This window comes from Marinospirillum sp., assembly GCF_044810985.1.
In the GTDB taxonomy this organism is placed as follows: Bacteria; Pseudomonadota; Gammaproteobacteria; order Pseudomonadales; family Halomonadaceae; genus Marinospirillum.
Map to the genome: position 1 here is coordinate 2,002,830 of NZ_CP085242.1, position 22,384 is coordinate 2,025,213.

A 22,384-nucleotide genomic window follows, 5' to 3' on the forward strand; every position below is an offset into this window, starting at 1 on the left:
GACAACAAACAAGAACAAGGTGACTTTTATGAAGAGCATGACAAAACAACATCCACTGAAACTTTCCGGCCTGGCCGCTGCCCTGGTGGCGGCGGGTCTGCTGGCCACCAGCTTGCAGGCTGCCGAACTGGGCGGCAGTGAGCTGACCCCCATGGGCGCTGAGCGGGCCGGCAGCGATGATGGTCGTATTCCTGCGTGGGATGGTGGCTTGCAGGAAGGGCCGGGCAACTGGCGTGAAGGCTACGGCAACCCTTTTGCCGATGAAGAGCCCCTCTATGTGATTACTGCTGACAATTATCAGCAGTATGAAGATCGCCTGGCCCCCGGCCAGATTGCGATGCTGGAAACCTACCCGGATACCTTTCGGATTCCGGTTTACCCCACGCACCGCACTGCGGCTTTTCCGGACAGCGTCTATGCCAAGGTAAAAGAAAACGCCTCGACAGCGCAGCTGGTGGACAATGGCAATGGTGTGGAAAACTTTTCGGAAGTCACTCCCTTTCCCAAGCCGGACTCCGGTGTCGAGCTGGTCTGGAATCACTCCACCCGCTATCGGGGTGAAGGGGCCGAACGTGAAGTGACTCTGGCAACGCCTCAGGCAGATGGCGATTTCACTCCGGTCACCATCAATGAAGAATTCATGTTCATTGCTGACCCGGAAGAAAACACGCTTTTCCATTTCCTGCAGTCCGTTACGGCTCCGGCACGCCTTTCCGGCACCGTCCTGCTGGTTCAGGAAACCATGAACCAGGTAAAAGAACCACGTCGCGCCTGGATTTATAACGCCGGTCAGCGCCGTGTTCGGCGTGCCCCCCAGGTGGCCTACGACGGACCGGGTACAGCCGCTGATGGTCAGCGCACTTCCGATGGCCTGGACGTCTTCAATGGTGCACCTGACCGTTATGAGTGGAAGCTGGTCGGCAAACAGGAAATGTACATTCCCTACAATGCCTACCCGCTGCTCAATACCGATCTGAGCAATGAAGACATCATTCAGGCCGGTCACCTGAACCCTGACCATCTGCGCTATGAGCTGCATCGCGTCTGGAAGGTTGAAGGCACCCTGCGTGACGGTCAGCGCCACATCTACAACAAGCGCGTGATGTACTTTGATGAGGACACCTACCAACTGGCTCATGTCGATCAGTTTGATGGACGCAACAACCTCTGGCGTGTATCCGAAGGTCATACAGTGCAGTTCCACGATGTGGATGTGCCCTGGTACGCTGCGGAAACCATCTATGATCTGGTCAACAACCGTTACATCGTTTCCGGCCTGATCAATGATACCCGTGGCTACAACTGGGATTATGACGCCCGTGCCAGCAGTTTCTCACCTGCTGCACTGCGTCGCTCTGGAGGGCGCTAAGCTCTTTTACCCTTGCTTCAGGGAACCAGCTGCCTTAACTTAAGTGGTTGGTTCAGTTGCAAGGGTCAGTAATGTCCAGATTCAGCACTCAGGCCACCCATCAGGGTGGCCTTTTGGCAGCAAAGCTACAACCACCCCCCTTGCCAGCCAAACAGCTGGCACGCCCCCGTTTGCTGGACACTATCACCGACAACCCCAAACCTTTCTTGCTGCTTGAAGCTCCCACCGGGTATGGCAAAACACTCTTGATACAACAGTGGCTGGCTCACCACCAGGCTGCCTTCTGCTGGCTCAATCTGGATGCCAAGGACAGCGATATCCAGCGCTTTGCTCTGTATCTGATTATGGCACTGCGCCAGTTGCCGGGCACCTCCCCCGACCTGGGTGAAAGCTGTCTGAAGAAATTTGACCAGGCACTCACTGAAGGCTCCGGACTGGATATTGAAGACGGGCTGCTTCCCCTGCTGGCTGAACTCAACACCCAGATCAAACAACCCTGCTGGCTGGTTATTGATCAGGCTCACTGGCTGAATTCTCCTCTGCCAGCCGCCCTGATTGAATGCCTTCTGGATAACCGGCCGGATCAGCTGCGCTTTATTCTTGCCGGACAAAAACAGCCTGCCATTAAACTGGCTCATCTGCAGCTCCAGGATCAACTGCTGCTCTTGAATGCCCGGGATCTTGCTTTCACACCTCTGGAAACCAGCCGCTTCTGCCAAACCATCCACCCGGAAATCACCTGGCGTGAAAAGGCGCAAATCCACCAGAAAACCCAAGGCTGGCCTGCCGCCCTGAAACTGGATGAACAACAGCTAACCCGTTGGATGGAAAACGAGGGACTGGTTCATCCGCCGGGCCAGAAAACGGATGCTTCCGTAAGTACCTGGACATTGCCTGTGTGGCCCCATCCCGAACAGCCTTCAGAGAAAGCTGTTGCTGACCTCTTGACCCGTTTTGCCAGCCTTCACGAAACTGAAATCACGGCACAGCTGCAGACATTGCACCAACTGACCTGGAATCACTGTCTCCTGGGGCAGCCCAAAGCCGCCCGGGGATATAATCGCGAAGCGCGGGAGTTGGCGGCCGCTCAGAGCAATACAGAACTTCTGGCCTGGCTGGATTTGGATCTGGCCTTTCTGGAGATCCACAAGGGGCATCTGCAGCTTGCACGAAAACACCTGTCCTCACAGAGACTGAACAGCCCGGACCTTTCACTTGAATTGCAGGCCATGCAGCAACTGCTTGCAGCAAAAACCAGCTGGCATCAGGGTGAATTGGATCACTGCCTGGAGTTACTGAACACCACGCTTCTGCTCAGCGGTGACTCCCATCCGGAAACCTTCATGCAGGGTTTGCTCTTGCTGGCTGCTGTATTGATACACCAGAGACACACCTCCAGTGCCTTCACCACCCTCGATGAAGCCGAGCAGCTAATATTGACGGAAAAGCTGATTGACCGTGGCTGGCAGGCTGCCATCACTTTACTGAAAACCCGGCTCTGGCTGCAGGAAGGCAAACAGGAACTGGCTTTAACCTGGCTGGCCCAGCTGTCCAACCAATTCCCGGCTCGCACTCCCGTTCAGCTGGAAGTGCATCTGGCCTACAGTCAGGCCTTGCTGCTGAACCACAAGCCCGGTTCAGCACTGAAAATAATAGAATCCTTGTTGAACAAACCATCCGACTATCCGGCAGCTCCGACCTGCCTTCATCTCAAGGTTCAATATGCCCTGGCTCTGGCCGCCAACCGTCAGAAAACCCCGGCTCTTGACCAGCTTCAGGAGACATTGCTTGTAGCTGAACCCGACCAGCACCGTCTGCCTTTCCTTATTGACAACACCCGGCTGGAGCCTTTGCTGGATGAAGTGATTGAGCTGCTGGCTCCCGGTTCTGACCTGTTGCACTTTGCAACCAGCCTCCAGGCATCCGGCCAGCAACCCGGCTCTCGACTTTTTTTACCTTTGATTGACAAGCTGTCGAGCCGCGAACAAGAGGTGCTGCTGTTGGTTGCGGAGGGGCTTTCCAACCAGGAAATCGGGCGGCGTCTGTTTATTTCCCTGCACACCGTGAAAAGCCACTTGAAACACCTCATGAAAAAACTCGGGGTTCGCTCAAGAACCCAGGCCGTCACCCGTGCCCGTGAGCTGCGACTGCTGTAAGACCGCACCCTTGGCATAGCCCGCAATGCTGAGCAGTGTTAAGATACCGGCAACGATTAACATTACTTGGGCTGGGCCAGTGAGCCCGCGTCATAAGTCAGAGGATAAGCTTTTGTCACACCTTCCTGTAATTATCGGCATGGGCGGTGTCAGCCCAGCAGGACGAACCTCCGGTCATCACGCATTTCGCCGCCTGTTGCTGGGCCAACTTCCCGACACACAACAACAGACAACCCTGTTATCCCTGGCCAGCCTGACGGGGCTGGCTTATCGGGTTGCCGATAACCAATGGCGCACCCCGGAAGGCCAGCTCTCCAGCGAGGCACTGGTGGCCCGTTATCGCCAACAGTTGCTGGATTCCAGTCTGATCCGCCGCATCCATCCCGACTGGTTTGATGTGCATGCTCACCCGGCAACCCGCAACCTGGAAATCAAGCCGGGCGAAAGCCCCATCCAGTTCCGGCTGCGTCGTCGTCATCTTCCTGAGCCCTTACCCACGGGGTGGTCTGTAGCGGACCTGCCCGGCAACGAGGTCGAAGTCACGGTTAACCAGCCGTTTGCCGCCATCCTGTCCACGCCCAAGGAAGCACTGGTGCAATCCGCAGGCATGCTGCCCACCGGCTTTAAGCCGGGTGCCCACTATCGCAGTGCCAACCATCCCCGTGCTCTGCAAATGGCCGTCTTTGGTGCTTCTGATCTTCTTGGGCAAATTGGCCTGCCCTGGCAGCAGATTGCCGGTAAAGTCAGTCCTGACCAGATCGGTGTCTTTGCCAGCAACTCTATCGGTCAACTGGATCAGGAAGGCTGGGGCGGTTTACTGCAAAGCCCGGTCACCGGCAAGCGCACCAGCTCCAAACAAATGCCCCTGGGCTACGCCCAGATGACAGCCGATTTCATCAATGCCTATGTCCTGGGTAATATTGGTCAGTCCACGGGTTTGCTGGGCGCCTGTGCGACCTTTTTGTACAACCTGCAGGCCGCCACCAATGCCATACGTTCAGGGCGTTTACGCGTTGCCCTGGTGGGCACGGCTGATGCTCCCGTAACACCGGAGATTATTGAAGGCTTCCGCGCCATGGGTGCTCTGGCCGATGATGCCAGCCTGAAAGCTCTGGATAACCTGGAACAACTGGGCAGTGAACATTATCGACGTGCCTGTCGCCCCTTTGGCAATAACTGTGGCTTCACGATTGCCGAGTCCGGCCAGTTCACCCTGCTGGTTGATGACAGCCTGGCTGTTGAGCTGGGTGCCCAGGTACTGGGCAGTGTGCCGGAAGTTTTTGCCAATGCCGATGGCTACAAGCGCTCCATTTCCGCTCCGGGTATCGGCAATTATCTGACCCTGGCCAAGGCCGCTGCACTGGGCCGCAGTCTTCTGGGTGAAAAGGCTCTGCAGGAACGCAGTTATGTGCATGCGCATGGCACCAGCACCCCCAAAAACCGGGTCACTGAATCCCATGTTCTCAATGAAGTCGCCAAATCCATGGGCATTCAAAGCTGGCCGGTGGCTGCAATCAAGGCTTTTGTGGGGCACTCCCAGGGTACAGCCGGGGGCGACCAGTTCATGGCGGCACTGGGCAACTGGTCTGAAGGCTGGTTACCCGGCATTACCACTGTTCAGGAGGGTTTTGCTAATGACCTCCATGACTCCCATTTGTTCTTGTCCAATCAGCACCGTGAAACCGGAACCCAGGCCATGGATATGGCCCTGATCAACGCCAAGGGCTTTGGAGGCAACAACGCCAGCGCTTTGATGCTGTCACCCAGTGTTACCCAGGCCATGCTGGAAAAACGCCACGGCAAGGCTGCCATGCAAAAACATGCCGGCAAGCTGGAAGAAACCTTGCAGGCCAGTGCTCAGCATGAAGATCGGTTCTTGTCCGGCAGCTTTAAGCTGACCTACCAGTTTGGCGAACAGGTTCTGGAAGGGGAAGAGTTAACCCTGACGGGTGACAGCCTGGAAATACCCGGCTATTCACAAAAGGTTAACCTTAATCTGAGAAACCCTTTCACTGATATGTTTGAATGATTGTTTGATCACTTATTACTTAGGAGCACCCTATGAGCCTGGATCTTTTAAACCAATTAGAAGCCAAAGTACAAACCACGGTTGATGCCTTGAACCAGTTGCGTCAGGAAGTGGAGCAACTCAAGGAAGAAAACACCAGTCTGAAGGAAGAAAAACAAGCCTGGGAAAGTAAGCTGGGTGACCTGCTGAACAAATTCAGCAGCCTGGAAGCAACTGCCCAGGAAACCACCCTGACTTCAGAAGTGACTGCTTCGGACGAGGAAGGCTCTTCTCCAAGCGATACTGGAGAAACCCAGGTCTCCCGTTGGTCTTGATCAGCTAACCAAGCTCCGGGACATGAGTATTGCATCCTCTTTGCCAGTCAGGCTTGTCTGACTGGCATAGTAGTTTTTACGGCGGCCATCCTCCTTAAAGCCTTCCGCCGCATAAAGCGCCAGAGCCGCCTGATTGCTGGCCCTGACTTCCAGCAACAAGCGTTCAGCCTGCTTGTCTTTGGCTTCCTGAAGGGCTTTTTGCAAAAGCAGGCTGGCCAGCCCCTGGCGTCGATAACCCTCTCTTACCAGCAGATAAAGCACTTCAGCTTCCCGGTATCCCCAACCCAGAACCAGACACGCCACCCAGGTTTTTTCATCCTTCAGCAAACCCAGCACCTGATCCTGCTCCAGACTGGACAGCCAGTTGCCTTCAGACCAGGCATGCGGATCACTGGCCGACAACTCCAGCAATTGTGGCAGATGGGTTGTATTCAGGGTCTGGAAAAATAAGGGCTGACCTGCAGAACTCACATCATCACCGGACTACTGGCAAAGCGTGCACGCAAGCCATTGGTTCCGGCCTGTTGCCAGAAAGCCTGTTTGGCCTGGGGATTTTGCAAGAGCTGCTCCAGGGAAGGGGCCGTATAAACATCCGGCAAAGGCAATGCCTGATGAGCCGACAAGAGCTGGCCGGATCTTTCCCCAAACACCAGCACTCCCACAGGCGGACTACGAAACTGGGCTCCGGTCAAAAAAGCCCGCAGGCTCAGGTTAAGCTCCTCTTCATCACCTCGCTCCAGGGGCACACCCGGTAGTGGCCAGGCAAAAGCATGCTGGGAGACGATGCCCAGACCGCCAGGGTAAAGGGCAGCCAAGAGGTTTTGCAGTAAGCGCAGATCCGGCTGGGTCAAAGGCGACTCTTGCAAGCGCTCTATCACCAGCTGCCAGCCATTGGCCAGCAACCAGACATCGGCTACTAGAGGAGGAGTGGTTTCCAGCACTGCAGCAGGTGGAGGCGGCGCTGGTGCTGGCTCAGGCTTGGCTGGTTGAACAGGGTGAGGGTCAGAAGGCGGAGTCTGAGCAGGGGGCTGCTGGTGATTTTGCATTTCCGCCAGCAGCTTTTCCTTGCCACTGACCGGAGCAGCCGCCTCCGGCCAGTCACATTGGTGGCTGGGTGCAGCACCCACCAGACGTTTGCGGGGCACCCAGAGGGTAACCCCCATCGCCTTCAGGGTTGCATAACGCTGTTGGGCTGCTAACGGCTGCATGCCATCTCCAAGAACTTGTTTTTAAACACCTTCTGTCTGGGGATGGGTGCGTTCTGTTTTGTTGGTCAAGGCATTCAAAGCGTTGACATAGGCCTTGGCCGAAGCAATCACGATATCCGTATCCGCCCCCAGGCCATTCACTATGCGCCCGCCTCGTGCCAGACGCACCGTGACTTCACCCTGGGAATCGGTGCCGGAAGTGATGGCATTGACCGAATACAGTTCCAGAGTCGCATGGCTTTCCACAACACTTTCAATCGCCTTGTAAACCGCATCCACGGGGCCGGAGCCTTCGGACTCAGCTTTCAGTTCCTTGCCTTCCACATTCAGCACCAACTGGGCCACAGGTGTTTCACCGGTTTTTGACTGGACTTCTAGGGCTACCAGCTGCACATGTTCGGCTGCGGCAGCAGCACGGGTATCCGTAACCAAAGCCTGCAGATCTTCGTCATAGATCTCGTGCTTTTTATCCGCCAACTGCTTGAACAACTGAAAGGCTGTATTGAGTTCCTGCTCGGTTTCAAAGTTGATGCCCAGTTCCTGCAAGCGGGTACGGAAGGCATTGCGGCCTGAGTGTTTGCCCAGCACGATGGCATTGGTGTGCCAGCCGACGTCCTGGGCTTTCATGATTTCATAGGTTTCACGATGCTTGAGCACACCGTCCTGGTGGATACCGGACTCATGGGCAAAAGCATTTTTGCCCACGATGGCCTTGTTGGGCTGTACCGGAAAACCGGTGACCGTGGAAACCAGGCGCGAAGTCGGCACAATAAACTGCGGATCGATGCCGGTTTCCACATCAAAGGCATCAGCACGGGTGCGTACCGCCATGACAATTTCTTCCAGAGAAGCATTACCAGCGCGCTCACCCAAGCCATTGATGGTGCATTCAATCTGACGCGCCCCGGCTTGCACGGCAGCCAAAGAGTTGGCAACAGCCAGACCCAGGTCATTGTGACAATGCACCGAGAAAATAGCCTTATCGCTGTTGGGCACCCGCTCAATCAACTGGCGGATTTGTTCGGCATAGAGTTCGGGAATGGCATAGCCGACCGTGTCCGGAATGTTGATGGTGGTTGCCCCGGCATCAATGGCCGCTTCAACGATACGGCACAAAAAGTCCAGATCGGAACGCCCGGCATCTTCACAGGAAAACTCCACATCATCAATCAGATTGCGGGCCAGGCTGACAGCCTTCACAGCCTGCTCCAGAACTTCATCCGGCTGCATCTGCAGCTTGTACTTCATATGAATCGGGCTGGTGGCAATAAAGGTGTGAATACGACCCAGAGCAGCAGGCTTCAAGGCTTCGGCAGCGCGCTCGATATCCGCAGGCATGGCCCGTGACAGAGAGCAAATGCGCGATTCCTGAACCGCTTCGGCTACTGCTTTTACTGCCTCAAAATCCCCCTGGCTGGCAATGGCAAAACCCGCTTCAATCACATCCACCCGCATTTTTTCCAGCATTTTGGCAATGCGGACTTTTTCTTCTTTGGTCATGGATGCGCCGGGGCTTTGTTCACCGTCACGCAAGGTGGTATCAAAAATTACCAATTGATCTTTGCTCATTATCTTATCTCCTCAGAGGCACTAACCCACAAACAACAAAGTAGTGCCTGGTTATAAACGATTAGTCAGTTTGAATCGGGATCAGTCTTCTACTGAAGGGTCGGGAACGACCTGGCGATGTTCAGGCTGCTTATAGCAGCTGACTAAGGAGTAGGGCTGGAAGGAGAAGCAGGAGGGCAGCATAAGCAAACAAAGGTGAGGTGTCAGCCACGGGGGCCGCCACTGTTTGAACAGGTGCAGGTCTTCTACTGGGTATCACGTATTTCATTTTTCCAGCCATTAGAACATGAATTGATTTAAGTCACCTCTGACTATAACCAGCCAAACGCGCTTTGCCAAGGGGAGAAAAGAATTCGCTGGCAGGTCAATGTGACAAAAAGCCATTTACGAAAAAAACACCCGGACAAAATGTCCCATCCACTGAAAAGCCGGGGTTTTGGTGTGGACTTACAGCCGCTTTTCTTTCCTTTATTGGTTTTGTTTTCTGGCTCCAGCCTTGCAAGCTTTCTGATGACTCACGATTTATTCCCACAAGATGGATGAGAGAACCATGCAAAATAATAATGCCTCCCCAACGGTACAAGCTGAACGCCGCCGTTTCTTGAAAAGCATGGCCGGTGCCTCCGCTGCAGTCGGTCTGGCAGCAACCGCAGGTAACAGCCTGGCTGCCAGTGATGAACCGGGCGACACCCAAAATGATGATCAGGTTCAGGGTTATCACGAAACTGATCATATTCGCGCCTATTACGCCAGCTGTCGCTAAGCCGAACTCAAGGAGATCCTACCCATGCGTTTAACAAAAAAAGAAAGTGTCAGTGAACAGCAGGAAGGCCTGGGCGTCAGCCGCCGTGGTTTTCTGAAAGGCACCAGTGTGGCTGCCGGTGGTTTGGCCGCTTCGGGGCTGCTCGGCAAGGGCATGATGCAAAAAGCCGAAGCCCAGACCGCCAAATCCTCAGCGCCGGTTGAAGTCAGCCGCACCATTTGCAGCCACTGCTCAGTGGGTTGTGGTGTTTATGCCCACACCCAGGAAGGGGTCTGGACTTACCAGGAACCGGCTTTTGACCACCCCATCAACCGCGGTGCTCATTGTGCCAAGGGTGCAGCTTTGCGCCATCACGGTCATTCCAGCCGTCGCCTGAAATATCCCATGAAGCTTGAGGGCGGCCAGTGGAAAAAACTCTCCTGGGATCAGGCCATCAATGAAATCGGTGACAAGGTCCTGGATATCCGCGAAGAGTCCGGGCCTGACTCCGTATTCTGGCTGGGTTCCGCCAAGTTCAACAATGAACAGGCTTACCTCTTCCGCAAGTTTGCTTCCCTGTGGGGCACCAACAACGTTGATCACCAGGCGCGTATCTGTCACTCCACAACCGTTGCCGGGGTTGCCAACACCTGGGGCTACGGGGCCATGACCAACAGCTACAACGACATGCAGAACAGCAAGTCGATTCTGTTTATCGGTTCCAATGCTGCAGAAGCCCACCCGGTTTCCATGCAGCACACCCTGATTGCCAAGGAACGCAACAACTGCCAGGTGGTGGTGGTTGATCCCCGCTACACCCGCACCGCCGCCAAGGCCAATCATTACACCCGCATCCGCCCCGGTTCTGACGTGGCTTATATCTGGGGTCTGTTGTGGCACATTTTTGAAAATGGCTGGGAAGACAAGGAATACATCAGCCAGCGCGTTTATGGCATGGATGAAATCCGCCGTGAAATCCGGGACTTCCCACCTGAAGTGGTGGAAAACATCACCGGTGTCCCTGAAGCCGAGGTTTACAAGGTTGCCAAGGTTCTCGCGGACAACACCCCCGGCTGTATTGTCTGGTGCATGGGCGGCACCCAGCACACCACCGGCAACAACAATACCCGCGCTTACTGCATTCTGGAGCTGGCTCTGGGCAATGTGGGTAAAAGCGGTGGCGGTGCCAACATCTACCGCGGCCATGACAATGTTCAGGGGGCTACCGACCTGGGTGTGCTTTCCAACACCCTGCCCGGCTACTATGGCCTGGCGGAAGGCTCCTGGAAGCATTGGGCCCGGGTCTGGGAAGTGGATTACGAATGGATTGAAAGCCGCTTTGATCCCCAGGAATATGCGGGCAGCAAACCCATGAATACCACGGGCATTCCGGTTTCCCGCTGGGTGGATGGTGTTCTGGAAGACAAGTCCAACATCACCCAGAAAGACAACATCCGCGCCATGTTCTACTGGGGGCATGCGGTCAACTCGCAAACCCGCGGCCCGGATATGCGCGAGGCGATGAAAAAGCTGGACATGATGGTCATCGTCGACCCCTATCCCACCGTTGCCGCCGTCATGCACGACCGCAGTGATGGCGTTTATCTGCTGCCTGCCTGCACTCAGTTTGAAACCTATGGTTCTGTTACAGCTTCCAACCGTTCCATCCAGTGGCGCAGCAAGGTTATTGAGCCGCATTTCGAGTCCAAGACCGACCACGAAATCATGTACCTCTTTGCCAAGAAGCTGGGCATTGATCAGCAACTGTTCAAAAACATTCAGGTGAATGACAATGAGCCGCTGATTGAAGACATCACCCGGGAATTCAACCGCGGTATGTGGACCATCGGCTACACCGGCCAGAGCCCCGAACGCCTCAAGTATCACCAGCAGAACTGGCATGCCTTTGATTTCACCAGCCTGCGCGGTGTGGGTACCGAGGCCGATGGCGAAGTCTACGGTCTGCCCTGGCCTTGCTGGGGTACTGCCGACATGAAACACCCAGGTTCGCCCATTCTCTACAACACCAGCATTGCCGTGAAAGATGGCGGCATGGGCTTCCGCGCCCGTTTTGGTGTCGAACGTAATGGCGAAACCCTGCTGGCAGAAGGCGGTTCCGCTCCCTTGGGCAATGAAATCGGTGATGGTCACCCCGAGTTTGATCACCAGTTGCTCAAACAGCTGGGCTGGTGGAATGACCTGACGGCTGAAGAAAAACAGGCGGCCGAAGGCAAAAACTGGAAGACCGACCTTTCCGGCGGTATCCAGCGGGTTGCTATCAAGCACGGCTGTGCCCCCTACGGTAATGCCAAGGCCCGTGCTGTGGTCTGGACTTTCCCGGATGCCATTCCCAAGCACCGCGAACCGCTTTACACCACACGTCGCGACCTGGTTGCTGATTATCCCACCTGGGATGACATGGAATCCCTGTTCCGTCTGCCGACTCTCTACAAATCCATTCAGGAAAGAGACACCAGCGATGAATTCCCCATCATTCTGACTTCCGGCCGTCTGGTGGAATACGAAGGGGGTGGTGATGAAACCCGTTCCAACCCCTGGCTGGCGGAGCTTCAGCAACACATGTTTGTGGAAATCAATCCCTACAATGCCAACACTCTGCGTATCAAGGACGGTCAGGATGTCTGGGTTTACGGCCCGGAAGGCGGACGTGCCAAGGTCAAAGCCCAGGTGACCAATCGGGTTGACCGCAATGTGGCCTTCATGCCCTTCCATTTCGGTGGCGAGTTCCAGGGTGAAAACCTGAGAGACCGCTACCCCGAAGGAAGCGCACCCTACATCTCCGGTGAGGCGGCCAACACTGTAACCACCTATGGTTACGACCCCGTCACCCTGATGCAGGAATCCAAGTGTACCGTTTGCCGTATTGAAGCAGCCTGATACCTGAGGAGATAACCATGGCTCGTATGAAATTTTTGTGTGACTCAGAGCGCTGCATCGAATGCAACGGTTGCGTCACGGCCTGTAAAAACGCCAATGAAACCGAATGGGGCATTCAACGCCGTCGCGTCGTGACCCTGGATGATGGGGAAGTCGGCTCTGAAGTCTCGATTTCCGTGGCCTGTATGCATTGCTCGGATGCACCCTGCATGGCCGTCTGCCCCACAGATTGTTTCTACCCCACCGAAGAAGGCCTGATCCTGCACAACAAGGATCTCTGCATCGGTTGTGGCTACTGCCTTTACGCCTGTCCCTTTGGCGCTCCCCAGTTCCCCAAACAGGGTGCTCTGGGTGCGCGTGGCAAGATGGACAAGTGCACCTTCTGTGCCGGTGGCCCTGAAGACGATCCTGCTCTGGAAGAACAGAAGTATGGTGCCAACCGCCTGAAAGACGGCAAGCTGCCTCTTTGTGCAGAAATGTGCTCCACCAAGGCACTTCTGGCCGGGGATGCCCAGGAAGTGGCGGATATTTTCCGCGAAAGGGTGGTTTACCGTGGGCATGAGGATGGCGGCTGGGGTTCCCTGAACAAGGAACCCGGCCTGACCGACCTGGCACAACAAGCCGCTGAACTGGCTACCGACGCAGCGAGAAGCTAACTATGAAAAACTGCAAGCGTAACCCTGGCTGGCTCAGCCTGGTTGCGCTGCTGCTGGTAGGCTGTTTACTCAGCCTGCCCTCAGTGGCTCAGCCAGATCAGAGCCAAACCGCCGATGCCAAGCGCGAGCTGATGCAATCACTCCCCGGTGTCACCGCAGACTACTGGCGTGATGTTGAAGGCGGAAACTCGGGAACCACGGCTTCCAACAGCCCCGGTGCCGATACCCTGATCATGGTGGAAGGTGAAGCCTGGCGTGAATGGCGCAACAACTGGGTCTCACCCGGTGGCCTGATTGCCTTGGGCGGCAGTGCCTTGACCATTCTGCTGTTTTATCTGCTGGTCGGCTCCATCAAGCTGGACAACCCCCGCAGCGGTCGCAAAGTGGAGCGTTGGAAACGCATCGACCGGGCGATTCACTGGTACGTGGCCAGCCTCTTCATCATTCTGGGTTTAACCGGCCTGATGTTGCTCTATGCCAAATGGTTCCTGCAGCCGATTCTGCCCGGTGGTGTCTGGGCGGCCTTCATGACCGCCAGCAAAAACATCCACAACTATCTGGGGCCTCTGTTTGCGCTGGGCTTGCTGGCCATGATCATCAAGTGGATGCGTCACAACTGGCTGACTCTGGTGGATCTCAAGTGGTTTGCCAAAGGCGGCGGTATCATCGGCAAGGCTCATCCTTCTGCAGGCTACCTGAATGGTGGTGAAAAAGCCTGGTTCTGGCTGGTCACTTTTGTGGGCTTAACCGTGGTGATTTCCGGTCTGGTAGTGGATTTCCCCAACTTCGGACAAAGCCGGGAAACCATGCAGACCACACTGCTTATTCACGCCCTTGCCGCGCTTATTCTGATGGCCGCCTCTTTCGGTCACATCTACATCGGCACAGCAGGCACAGAAGGTGCCTTTGAAGGCATGAAAACCGGCTATGTGGATGAAACCTGGGCCAAGCAACACCATGACCTCTGGTATGAAGAAGTCAAAGACCAGGCTATGGATGAAGAGGAATTGCAAGCCTTGAAAACCGGGGAACCTGCTCCAGCTGACGCAAAAAGCTGAATCCAACCGGTTTTCCCTTGGGAGGCTAGTGACCACTAGCTTCCCTTTTTTTATTTGCTGTAGACCGCCAGGCACATGGCTATTTAGGCCTGATATCGCTAGGATATTGGCTGAATACTGTTTTCTTTGGAGAGTGAGTCAATGCAAGCCCTGAATCCACAACAACAAACTGAAATTGAAGCGGCTGCCTTTCGTCGTCTGCTCCAGCACCTGGATGACAACAAGGACGTTCAGAATATCGACCTGATGATTCTGGCCGACTTCTGCCGCAACTGCCTGGCTAAATGGATGATGGCGGCAGCCAAGGAACAGGGCGTGGAAATGGACTACGACGAAGCCAGGGAAAGAGTCTATGGCATGCCCTATTCCGAGTGGAAAGAGCTGTACCAGGAACCTGCCACCCCTGAACAACTGGCTGCTTTTGAAGCCCGTGAAGCCGCTCGTAAAGCCAGAGGGGAAGCCTGATGAGCCGGGTAGAAACACCTCTGAATATTGCTGTGCTGACCCTTTCCGACACCCGCACTCTGGCCGAAGACAAGTCCGGCGATTACCTGGTTTCGGCTCTGGAAGCAGCAGGTCATAACCTGGCTGGGCGCAAAATCATCCCTGATGATATCTACCGGATGCGGGCTGTGGTCAGTGAATGGATTGCCGAGCCGGGCATTCAGGTCATCCTGACCACCGGCGGAACCGGCTTCACCGGCCGCGATTCCACACCCGAAGCCCTGCGACCCTTGTTTGATACCGAAATTGAAGGCTTTGGCGAAACCTTTCGCCAGGTTTCCTATGCTGAAATCGGCTCCTCCACGGTGCAGTCACGCTGCCTGGCAGGTCTGGCCAATTCCACCGCCATCTTCTGTCTGCCCGGCTCGACCGGTGCCTGCAAAACCGGCTGGACTAAAATCCTGGCTGAACAATTGGACAGCAGCCATCGTCCCTGCAACTTTGTCGGCATCCTGTTGCATGGCAAGCAAATTCATTCCTGATCGAGTTGTGTCATGAGCCCACTGCTGCCCCCACAAGATGCCCTGGAAAAAATGCTGGCTGCAATCCAGCCCATCAGCGCCAGCGAAGCCCTGCCTCTGGGCAAATTGGCAGGGCGCATTCTCGCTGAAGACCAGAAGGCCAGCGTTGATGTTCCACCCGCCGATAATTCCGGTATGGATGGCTATGCCTTGCGTCTGGCGGATCAGGGGCAGGCATTGAGAGTTTCCCAGCGCATGGCCGCAGGTCATGCACCCCAGCCACTGGAAACGGGAAGCTGTGCGCGTATTTTCACCGGTGGTGAAATTCCACCAGGCGCTGATTGTGTGGTCATGCAGGAAAAGGTCTCGCTTGATGATCAGGGCAGAGCCGTGATTCCTGAAGGTCTGGAAGCCGGGCAGAATATTCGCCCCAGGGGTCAGGATATTCAGGCTGGCAGCTTGTTGCTGGAAAAGGGCACCCGGCTGGATTATCGCCATCTGGGGCTGCTGGCCAGTGTTGGTCTGGCGGAAGCACCTGTTTTCAGGGCTCCACGTGTGGCTTTGCTGGCCACCGGGGATGAACTGGTCGCCCCCGGCCAACCCCTCAAACCCGGCCAGATATACAATTCCAACCGCCCTTTGCTGACGGGGCTGCTCCAGCAACTGGGAGCTGAAGTCATCGACCTGGGGCCGGTTGCCGATACCCGCGAAGCCACCGAGGCTGCTTTGAGCCAGGCAGCTGAGCAGGCTGACCTTATTTTATCCACAGGGGGTGTTTCCGTCGGTGAGGAAGATCACATCAAACCGGCTGTGGAAAACCTGGGTGAACTCAGCCTCTGGAAACTGGCAATGAAGCCCGGAAAACCGGTTGCTTTTGGAAAAATTGGACAAGCCGCTTTTCTGGGACTCCCCGGCAACCCGGTTTCCGTGTTTGTCGGCAGCCAGGTTTTTCTGCGTCCGCTTCTGGCGCGCCTGGCCGGCAACAGGGAAGACTGGCAGCCCCGGTTGCTGCGCGGGCAAGCCAATTTCAGCATCAAAACCCAAGTCCGCCAGGAGTACCTGCGCGTCCAGGCAGAAAGAAACACCCGTGGAGACTGGCAAATCTTCAGCCACCCCAACCAGAACTCCGGGGTTCTCAGCTCCGTAGTCTGGGCCAATGCCCTGGCCCTGGTACCCCCTGAAACGGAAATCCAACCCGGCGATGAAATTGATTTCTGGTTCTATAGCTAAGTTAGGCCTCGATCAGTGGCAGTCTGATTTCAGCCAGCAGCCCTGATTCACCGTTGCTGCGGCTTTTCAGTTGCAGTTGTCCACCTTCCTGCTGAATCAGGTTGTAGGCGATGGAGAGCCCCAACCCGGTGCCTCCGGTTTCTGCAGAGCGCGAAGCCTCCATCCGATAGAAAGGATCTAAGACCCTCTCTCTTTCTTCGTCCGGGATACCCGGCCCCGAATCTTCCACCCGGATGACCAGTTGCCGATCACTTTTCAGCAGAGTGATTTCGGCTTCACCGGCATATTTAAGGGCATTGTCGATCAGATTCTGCAGGGCACGTCGAACGGCCTGGGGACGCCCTTGGCAGACCAGACGATCACTGCTGTGCAAAATCAGGCTTTCACCCTTTTCCTGGTAGTCTTCAACCAGACTGGCAACCAGGCTGCCCAGATCAAATTTTTTCCTGCTCTCACCACTGCTGCCCCGCACAAAATCCAGCGAGGTCTCTGCCAGATTTTGCATGTTGGCCAGGCTGGCCAGGAGGCGTTGTTTATCCTGTGATTCCGGTAATAATTCCAAGCGTAAGCGCATCTGCGTCAAGGGAGTCCGCAGGTCATGGGACAGGGCGGCCAGAAGATGGGCTCTTTCTTCCAGTTGACGGCCCACTTTTTCCTGCATTCTGTTGAAAGCCTGGATCACCTCACGCAGATCGGAAGGCCCCTTCTCCTGCACAGGTTGGTTTTTTCCCAGACCAAAACTGGCCGCAGCCCCTGCCAGATCTTGCAAGGGACCGGTCAAACGCCGAACCACCAGCCCCACCAGCAAAGCCGCCAGCAACCCGGAAACCAACAGGCTGATCCAGACCCGGACAGGCCAGGGAGGTGAGCTGCGATCATTCACCTGTTGCAGGTTCAGCCAGCCGGGTGCCGAATCCAACTGCAGGCTGGCCTCCATTCGGGGCTGACATCGCCGCCAGTGGCGACGTTTTTCTTCACGACTGGACTCGTGTGAAGGCCTGGAGCAATCAGCTTCCGGTTCCAGCAGGCGCAGATTCAAAGGCAGATCCTGCAGGGGCAGGTTGCGATTCAGGCGAGGGTGGAGGCGATCCGGGTCGTGCGCTTTTTCTGCTGTGACCAGAGGCTCGGTAGCCAAGGTCAATTCAAGAGCCGGGCTGGACAGGGTGTCCAGTAGCTGTTGATGCGCTTCTTTTGGCAAGTGAACCAGGAGATCACGGGTACTGAGCAAGCGCTGAAGCGCATGATGGATACGCACCTCATGGAGCCTTTCGCGCCTTTCATCTGCCAGCAACCAGAAACTGATCAATTGCCCGATCAATAGGATTAAAACCAGCAGGACGATCAACTGACCCGCCAGGCTCTGGGGATACCCGCTTTTGAATGCCGCTTTCATTGAGCTTACCTCCACCCAGAGCCATTAAAACCAGAAAAACTCATAGGACATTAAATCCGATTTTTGTATCAGGAATATCCCAAAGCGGCAAAAAGCTGTTCACGGATCCACTGCATTCTTGGGTCCTGGTGGTAGCGACTGTGCCAATAGAGATAAAAGCTGACCGGGGGCGGCTGCAAAACCTCGGGCAGTTCCCGCAAACACAGGCGGCGCTTGTAGACGACTCTTTCCGCCAGACGCTGGGGCAGGGTGAAAACCAGATCGGTATCTTCACAGAAATCCGCCACTGACATGAAACTGGACAAGCGCAGCATGACCTGACGCTTCAAACCCAGCTGCGCCAGCACCTTGTCCATACTTCCCGGCCCACGACCGGTGATGGACACCAGGCCATGCGCTGCAGCGGCATAGCTTACGGGCGTCAAAGGCTGTTCAACCAGAGGATGGTCTTCAGCCATGACGCACAAAAGCGGCATGGTATCAATCACCCGTCGATGCAGACTGTTCTCGGCCGAAGCCGGTTGCAGGCCACTCAGGCTGAAATGCACTTCATCCCGATCCAGCATGGAAAAGCTGTCCTGTTCCTGGCGTACCGTTTCCAGACGCAACTGGGGAGCAAGGCGACGCAGGTGCTTGACCAGTCCGGGAAAATAAATCGCCAGCTCCAGATCCAGCCCGGTCAGGCGGATCAGGCTGTTGTCCGTTGCCGGATCAAATGCCGGAGGCTGTACCAGATGATCCAGTTGTTGCAGCAGACGACTCAGCTCGACCTGAATAGTCTGGGCACGACTGCTGAGATCATAGCCCTGGGCTGTTCTGACCAGAAGCGGATCGGCTAAACTCTGACGCAGACGAGCCAGGGCACGACTCACTGCAGGCTGGCTCATTTCCAGGCGTTCAGCCGCCCTGGAGACATGCCGTTCCTGCAAGAGGGCTTCCAGAACAGGGAGAAGATTAAGGTCCAAACCTCTTAAATTTATTTCGCGCATAGCGGTTATCACTTCAATGCATTAGACGCATAGATACTAGTCGCGCAAACTCTATTTAGCAATCAGGAGAAAAACGATGCCCTTGACCCAACAACTGACCAATTCCCACAAGCAATACGGCTGGATCAGCATTCTTTTGCATTGGCTGGTTGCTCTGGTCGTCATCGGTCTCTATCCCCTGGGGCTGTATATGGTGGAGCTGGGCTACTATGATCCGGGCTACCGCTTTTACCCTAATCTCCACCGTAGCCTGGGGCTGCTGCTGGCTTTTACCATCCTGGTGCGCCTGGTCTGGAAGCTGCTCAATCCCAACCCACAACTTCTGGTCGACAAAGCCTGGGAGCGTCTGGCCGCAAAAGCAGGCCATCTGTTGCTTTACTTGCTGCTTCTGACCGCAGTGGCATCGGGTTATTTGCTGTCCACTGCTGATGGGCGCAGTATTGAGGTTTTTAACTGGTTCAGTGTTCCAGCAATTCCCTGGCTGGCAACACGCCAGGAAGATCTGGCTGGCAGTGTGCATTTTTATGCCACCACCAGTCTGATAATTCTTGCCGGGCTGCATGCTCTGGCTGCTTTAAAGCACCACTTTATTGATCGCAACCCAACGCTCAAGCGTATGCTGGGCATTCAAACGGAGAAATAAACGATGCAAATCAAATCAGGTTTAAAAGGTCTGGCTCTGGCCACCGCTTTTGCTGCCACCCCCGCACTGGCTGCAGACTATGTTATTGACACCCAGGGTGCTCACGCCTCCATCAACTTCAAAATCAACCACCTGGGCTTCAGCTATGTAGTTGGTCGCTTCAATGACTTTGAAGGCAACTTCACCTGGGACAAGGACAAACCCGAAGACTCCAGCATTGAAGTCACCATCAACCCCGAATCCGTGGACAGCAACCATGCCGAGCGTGACAAGCACGTTCGTTCGGATGACTTTCTGGATGTAAGCCGTTATTCCCAGGCAAAGTTTGTTAGTACGGACTATGAAGATCTGGGAGATGGCAAAGGCGTGGTAACCGGCGACCTGACCCTGATGGGAAAAACCCGCAGCATCGATATTGATGTGGAAAAGGTTGGCGAAGGCCAGGACCCCTGGGACGGCTATCGGGTCGGTTTTGTGGGCACCACCGAATTGAATCTGCCGGAGTTTGGCATCAACTTCAACCTGGGCCCAGCGGCTGAAACCGTTCATATGGATCTGCATATTGAAGGTGTGCGTCAGTAACTAGACCTGCCTGCAATTCCGGGGTTCAACATCCAGCCAGATGGGCTCGTTCAACCCCGGATCACCCCAGCGGCAGTTGCTGACATTGACGCTGGAATAGCGTCGCCGTGCACTGGGCGGGTAGTAACCATACCCTTCATGAATATGCCCAAATACATGCAACTGAAGATCAGGCAAGCGGGGGAGCTGCTCAGCCAGGGCTTCACAGCCAGCATTTTCGCCGGTAAAAGTCCGGTCTCCCAGGCCCTGGGCGGGGCCATGAGTGATCAAGAGCTGAGTGTCTGCGGGAATCTTCGCCCAGCGCTCGGCCAGGGCTCTTCCTCTGGGCAGCATAAAAGCATAATCGAAAAAGCGGGGCGTCCAGGGGCTGCCATGAATCTTGAGCCCTTCCAGAGTCAGGGCGGAATCCTGCAGGTAATGCGCCCAGCCTTTAAACAGAGCCCGGGCATCTTCGGGAAAGTCTTCAAACAGGAGGTCATGGTTACCTGCGATCAAAATCTTGTGGCGATGAGGCTGGGCCTGGAACCAGTCCGAAAATTCCAGGAGTTCATCCCAACTCCCTGCTGAACTGAAATCCCCGGCATGGATCAACACATCACCCTCAGGCAATTGCAACTCCCTGTGGCGTCCATGGGTATCGCTGATCAGAACCAGCCTCATTAATGACTCCCGAACCATAAACTAGGTCACTTTAAATTTGTCCGTTAGCTCCCGCAAAGAACGGACCCGGCTGCGCAGCTCTTGAGTGCGCTGCTGGGAGGTTTCAGCCTGCTCGGACAACTCATCGGAAACACCTTTGATCTTTTCTGTATTGCTGCTGATTTCCGAGGTTACAGCATTCTGCTCTTCAACTGCACTGGCAATCTGGGAAGCCATGTCACTGATTTGGGTGTTGGCCTGATCAATGCTTTGCAAACGTTCACTGGCCTGCTCACTGCCTTTGACGCTTTCTCCAGCCTGGTGGTGACAACTTTTCATTCGGGCCACGGCCTGTTCTGTCGAAGCTTGCAGGGAGTTGATCATTTCCCGGATTTCTTCTGTGGCTGCCTGGGTGCGCTGGGACAGTGAGCGAACCTCGTCTGCAACCACAGCAAAGCCACGTCCATGATCTCCGGCACGAGCCGCTTCTATGGCGGCATTCAGCGCCAGCAGGTTGGTTTGCTCTGCCACCCCCTGGATAGTGACCAGGATACCGGTAATTTCCTGAACCTGCTCATCCACTTCTTCCAGGCTGTGCATACCTAGTGTCAACTGATTGGCCAACTCAGTCGTGGCATCCCGGTTACTTTCCACCAGTCTCAGACCCTCGCGTGTCGAACTGGCTGCTTCCTGGGCCTGAGCAGCGGTATTTTCAGCATTGCCTGCGATTTCACCCGTGGCCGTGGCCATTTCGTGGGCTGCACTGGCCAATTGGGTAATTTCCATCTGCTGATCAGCCAGTTGATCCTGGTTGTTTTGCGCCTGTTTTTGGCTGGTTTGAGCATCCAGGTCAATTTCCCGGGTTAAAGCAGCCACCTGGGTCACCAACTGCTGCAAGCGTTCCACGAAGCGATTGAAAGCGTAACTCATCCTGCCAAATTCATCATCCTTGTCAGCTTCCAGGCGACGGGTTAAGTCAGCTTCTCCTCTGGAGATATTTTCCAGGGCTCCTGCCAGACGTTTCAAGGGCCTGAGCTGGAAGCGAATCAACAGATAAAGCAGCAGACAGCTGGCAGCAATAATCAGAGCCGAGAACAAAGTCACCTGCCAGGCCAGGCTAACCAAGCCGGCTTCTGCTTCGTTGGCATCAACCAACAGCAAAAAAGTCCAGCCCGCTTCCGGCAAGCTAATACTGGAGGCAAACCAGCTGCGCCCCTCATAGGTCACTTCGGTCAATTCACCACTTGCAGGAAGGCTGCTGGCATTGATCTGCTCCAAAGCGTTGGTTTGCAGATAGTCGGTATCAGGGTGGGCCAGAATCTGTTGTTCGTCATCCAGCATCCAGATCTGGGAAGTCCAACGCAGCTGGGTCGCCAGCAAATCTCCGACAATACCGGCTATGCTCAGGTCTCCAGCTAACACCTGGTCGCTATTGACCTCCAGGGGAACCGCCATGGACATGACCAGGCTGCCACTGCCTGCATCAACGTAAGGTGGTGTAATGATCAAATCACCTGCTTCTGTGGCCTGCTGGTACCAGGGGCGGGTGCGGGCATCAAAGTCCGCAGGTAATTCCACGGCCGGGCGGGACTGGATCATTTGTCCCTGATCCGTACCCACATACACCAGCTCAAAACCACCACCCCGGCGCACCAGAGTCAGTGCGTCTTCCCAACTCTCCGGCTCATCAGTCAATTCTCCAGCTGTTGCTTGCATAAGGTCGGACTTACCCTCAATCCAGCTGCTTGCCAGGCTTCGTGTCAGGTTGAGGTTATTGTTCACTTCACTGTGCACCGCCTGGTTGACTTCTCTTTGCAGCAGGTTGCCTGACAGAAAGCTCAATAAAGCCAAAGCCAGCAACAACAGGCCAGCCACGGACAAAAGAAGTTTGTTTTGAAAATTCAATTTCATGGTGATTGCCTTAGAAAGCTCGGAAGCAAATCA

Annotated in this window: 20 protein-coding genes; 13 read left to right on the forward strand and 7 right to left on the reverse strand. The window is 55.3% G+C overall.

All coding sequences use genetic code 11. The annotated features are described in order from the left end of the window. The first annotated feature begins 28 nt into the window (after positions 1-28). The 4 genes from LG323_RS09425 to LG323_RS09440 all read left to right on the forward strand — a co-directional run bounded on the left by LG323_RS09425 (position 29) and on the right by LG323_RS09440 (position 5,868). Positions 29-1,369 (forward strand): DUF1329 domain-containing protein, encoded by a 1,341-nt coding sequence (locus LG323_RS09425; protein WP_310695257.1) that lies wholly within the window; start codon positions 29-31, stop codon positions 1,367-1,369. A 71-nt stretch (positions 1,370-1,440) separates the two neighbouring features. Further along, positions 1,441-3,525, forward strand: a complete 2,085-nt coding sequence (locus LG323_RS09430; RefSeq protein WP_404415318.1) for a LuxR C-terminal-related transcriptional regulator — start codon at positions 1,441-1,443, stop codon at positions 3,523-3,525. Between the two features lie 112 nt (positions 3,526-3,637). Beyond that, positions 3,638-5,554, forward strand: a complete 1,917-nt coding sequence (locus tag LG323_RS09435; RefSeq protein ID WP_404415320.1) for a beta-ketoacyl synthase — start codon at positions 3,638-3,640, stop codon at positions 5,552-5,554. Positions 5,555-5,586: 32 nt separating this feature from the next. Continuing rightward, positions 5,587-5,868 carry a cell division protein ZapB gene (locus LG323_RS09440; protein ID WP_404415323.1) on the forward strand — a complete coding sequence of 94 codons (282 nt, stop codon included), beginning with the start codon at positions 5,587-5,589 and terminating at the stop codon, positions 5,866-5,868. Here the strand turns inward: LG323_RS09440 and rimI are convergent, their stop codons facing one another. From rimI to LG323_RS09455, 3 genes are read right to left on the reverse strand one after another with little or no spacing between them, the layout of a single operon-like run. After that, a complete protein-coding gene (gene rimI / locus LG323_RS09445) occupies positions 5,869-6,339 on the reverse strand; it encodes a ribosomal protein S18-alanine N-acetyltransferase (protein ID WP_404415326.1) in 471 nt (156 codons plus the stop codon). Then, entirely contained in the window at positions 6,336-7,076 is a 741-nt protein-coding gene (locus tag LG323_RS09450; RefSeq protein WP_404415329.1) for a hypothetical protein, read from the reverse strand. Before LG323_RS09450 ends, rimI begins: the two co-directional genes overlap by 4 nt. A 21-nt stretch (positions 7,077-7,097) precedes the next feature. After that, entirely contained in the window at positions 7,098-8,645 is a 1,548-nt protein-coding gene (locus LG323_RS09455) for a 2-isopropylmalate synthase (protein WP_310695263.1), read from the reverse strand. Positions 8,646-9,195: 550 nt separating this feature from the next. Here LG323_RS09455 and LG323_RS09460 point away from each other — a divergent pair. The 7 genes from LG323_RS09460 to glp all read left to right on the forward strand — a co-directional run bounded on the left by LG323_RS09460 (position 9,196) and on the right by glp (position 16,194). Further along, on the forward strand, positions 9,196-9,408 hold the full coding sequence (locus LG323_RS09460; protein ID WP_310695264.1) for a twin-arginine translocation pathway signal: 213 nt from the start codon (positions 9,196-9,198) through the stop codon (positions 9,406-9,408). Positions 9,409-9,432: 24 nt separating this feature from the next. Then, the gene (locus tag LG323_RS09465) at positions 9,433-12,285 is read left to right on the forward strand and encodes a molybdopterin-dependent oxidoreductase (protein ID WP_404415332.1); all 2,853 of its coding nucleotides are present in this window, start codon (positions 9,433-9,435) and stop codon (positions 12,283-12,285) included. Between the two features lie 17 nt (positions 12,286-12,302). Continuing rightward, positions 12,303-12,941, forward strand: coding sequence for a formate dehydrogenase FDH3 subunit beta (gene fdh3B / locus LG323_RS09470; protein ID WP_310695266.1), 639 nt, complete (start codon positions 12,303-12,305; stop codon positions 12,939-12,941). A 2-nt stretch (positions 12,942-12,943) separates the two neighbouring features. Beyond that, positions 12,944-13,999: a formate dehydrogenase subunit gamma gene (locus LG323_RS09475; protein ID WP_310695267.1), complete on the forward strand. Its 1,056-nt coding sequence runs from the start codon at positions 12,944-12,946 to the stop codon at positions 13,997-13,999. 141 nt (positions 14,000-14,140) lie between these two features. Beyond that, positions 14,141-14,464 (forward strand): DUF1244 domain-containing protein, encoded by a 324-nt coding sequence (locus LG323_RS09480; protein WP_404415337.1) that lies wholly within the window; start codon positions 14,141-14,143, stop codon positions 14,462-14,464. Further along, positions 14,464-14,985 carry a molybdenum cofactor biosynthesis protein B gene (moaB, locus tag LG323_RS09485; protein WP_404415340.1) on the forward strand — a complete coding sequence of 174 codons (522 nt, stop codon included), beginning with the start codon at positions 14,464-14,466 and terminating at the stop codon, positions 14,983-14,985. The genes LG323_RS09480 and moaB overlap by 1 nt, the downstream gene beginning before the upstream one ends. Positions 14,986-14,997: 12 nt before the next feature. Continuing rightward, positions 14,998-16,194 carry a gephyrin-like molybdotransferase Glp gene (glp, locus tag LG323_RS09490; protein WP_404415342.1) on the forward strand — a complete coding sequence of 399 codons (1,197 nt, stop codon included), beginning with the start codon at positions 14,998-15,000 and terminating at the stop codon, positions 16,192-16,194. Position 16,195: 1 nt separating this feature from the next. On the opposite strand, the gene LG323_RS09495 is transcribed toward glp, so the two are convergent. Together LG323_RS09495 and LG323_RS09500 are read right to left on the reverse strand one after the other, a co-directional pair. Beyond that, entirely contained in the window at positions 16,196-17,587 is a 1,392-nt protein-coding gene (locus LG323_RS09495) for an ATP-binding protein (RefSeq protein ID WP_404415345.1), read from the reverse strand. 68 nt (positions 17,588-17,655) lie between these two features. After that, the gene (locus LG323_RS09500; protein WP_310695272.1) at positions 17,656-18,576 is read right to left on the reverse strand and encodes a LysR family transcriptional regulator; all 921 of its coding nucleotides are present in this window, start codon (positions 18,574-18,576) and stop codon (positions 17,656-17,658) included. Positions 18,577-18,652: 76 nt separating this feature from the next. Between LG323_RS09500 and LG323_RS09505 the strand changes: the two genes are divergently transcribed. Together LG323_RS09505 and LG323_RS09510 are read left to right on the forward strand one after the other, a co-directional pair. Further along, positions 18,653-19,219: a cytochrome b gene (locus LG323_RS09505; protein ID WP_404415348.1), complete on the forward strand. Its 567-nt coding sequence runs from the start codon at positions 18,653-18,655 to the stop codon at positions 19,217-19,219. 3 nt (positions 19,220-19,222) lie between these two features. Beyond that, positions 19,223-19,801, forward strand: coding sequence for a YceI family protein (locus LG323_RS09510; protein WP_404415352.1), 579 nt, complete (start codon positions 19,223-19,225; stop codon positions 19,799-19,801). Here the strand turns inward: LG323_RS09510 and LG323_RS09515 are convergent, their stop codons facing one another. Together LG323_RS09515 and LG323_RS09520 are read right to left on the reverse strand one after the other, a co-directional pair. Further along, positions 19,802-20,461 (reverse strand): metallophosphatase domain-containing protein, encoded by a 660-nt coding sequence (locus LG323_RS09515; protein ID WP_404415355.1) that lies wholly within the window; start codon positions 20,459-20,461, stop codon positions 19,802-19,804. A gap of 21 nt (positions 20,462-20,482) precedes the next feature. After that, positions 20,483-22,351 carry a methyl-accepting chemotaxis protein gene (locus LG323_RS09520; protein WP_404415357.1) on the reverse strand — a complete coding sequence of 623 codons (1,869 nt, stop codon included), beginning with the start codon at positions 22,349-22,351 and terminating at the stop codon, positions 20,483-20,485. Positions 22,352-22,384 lie beyond the last annotated feature (33 nt).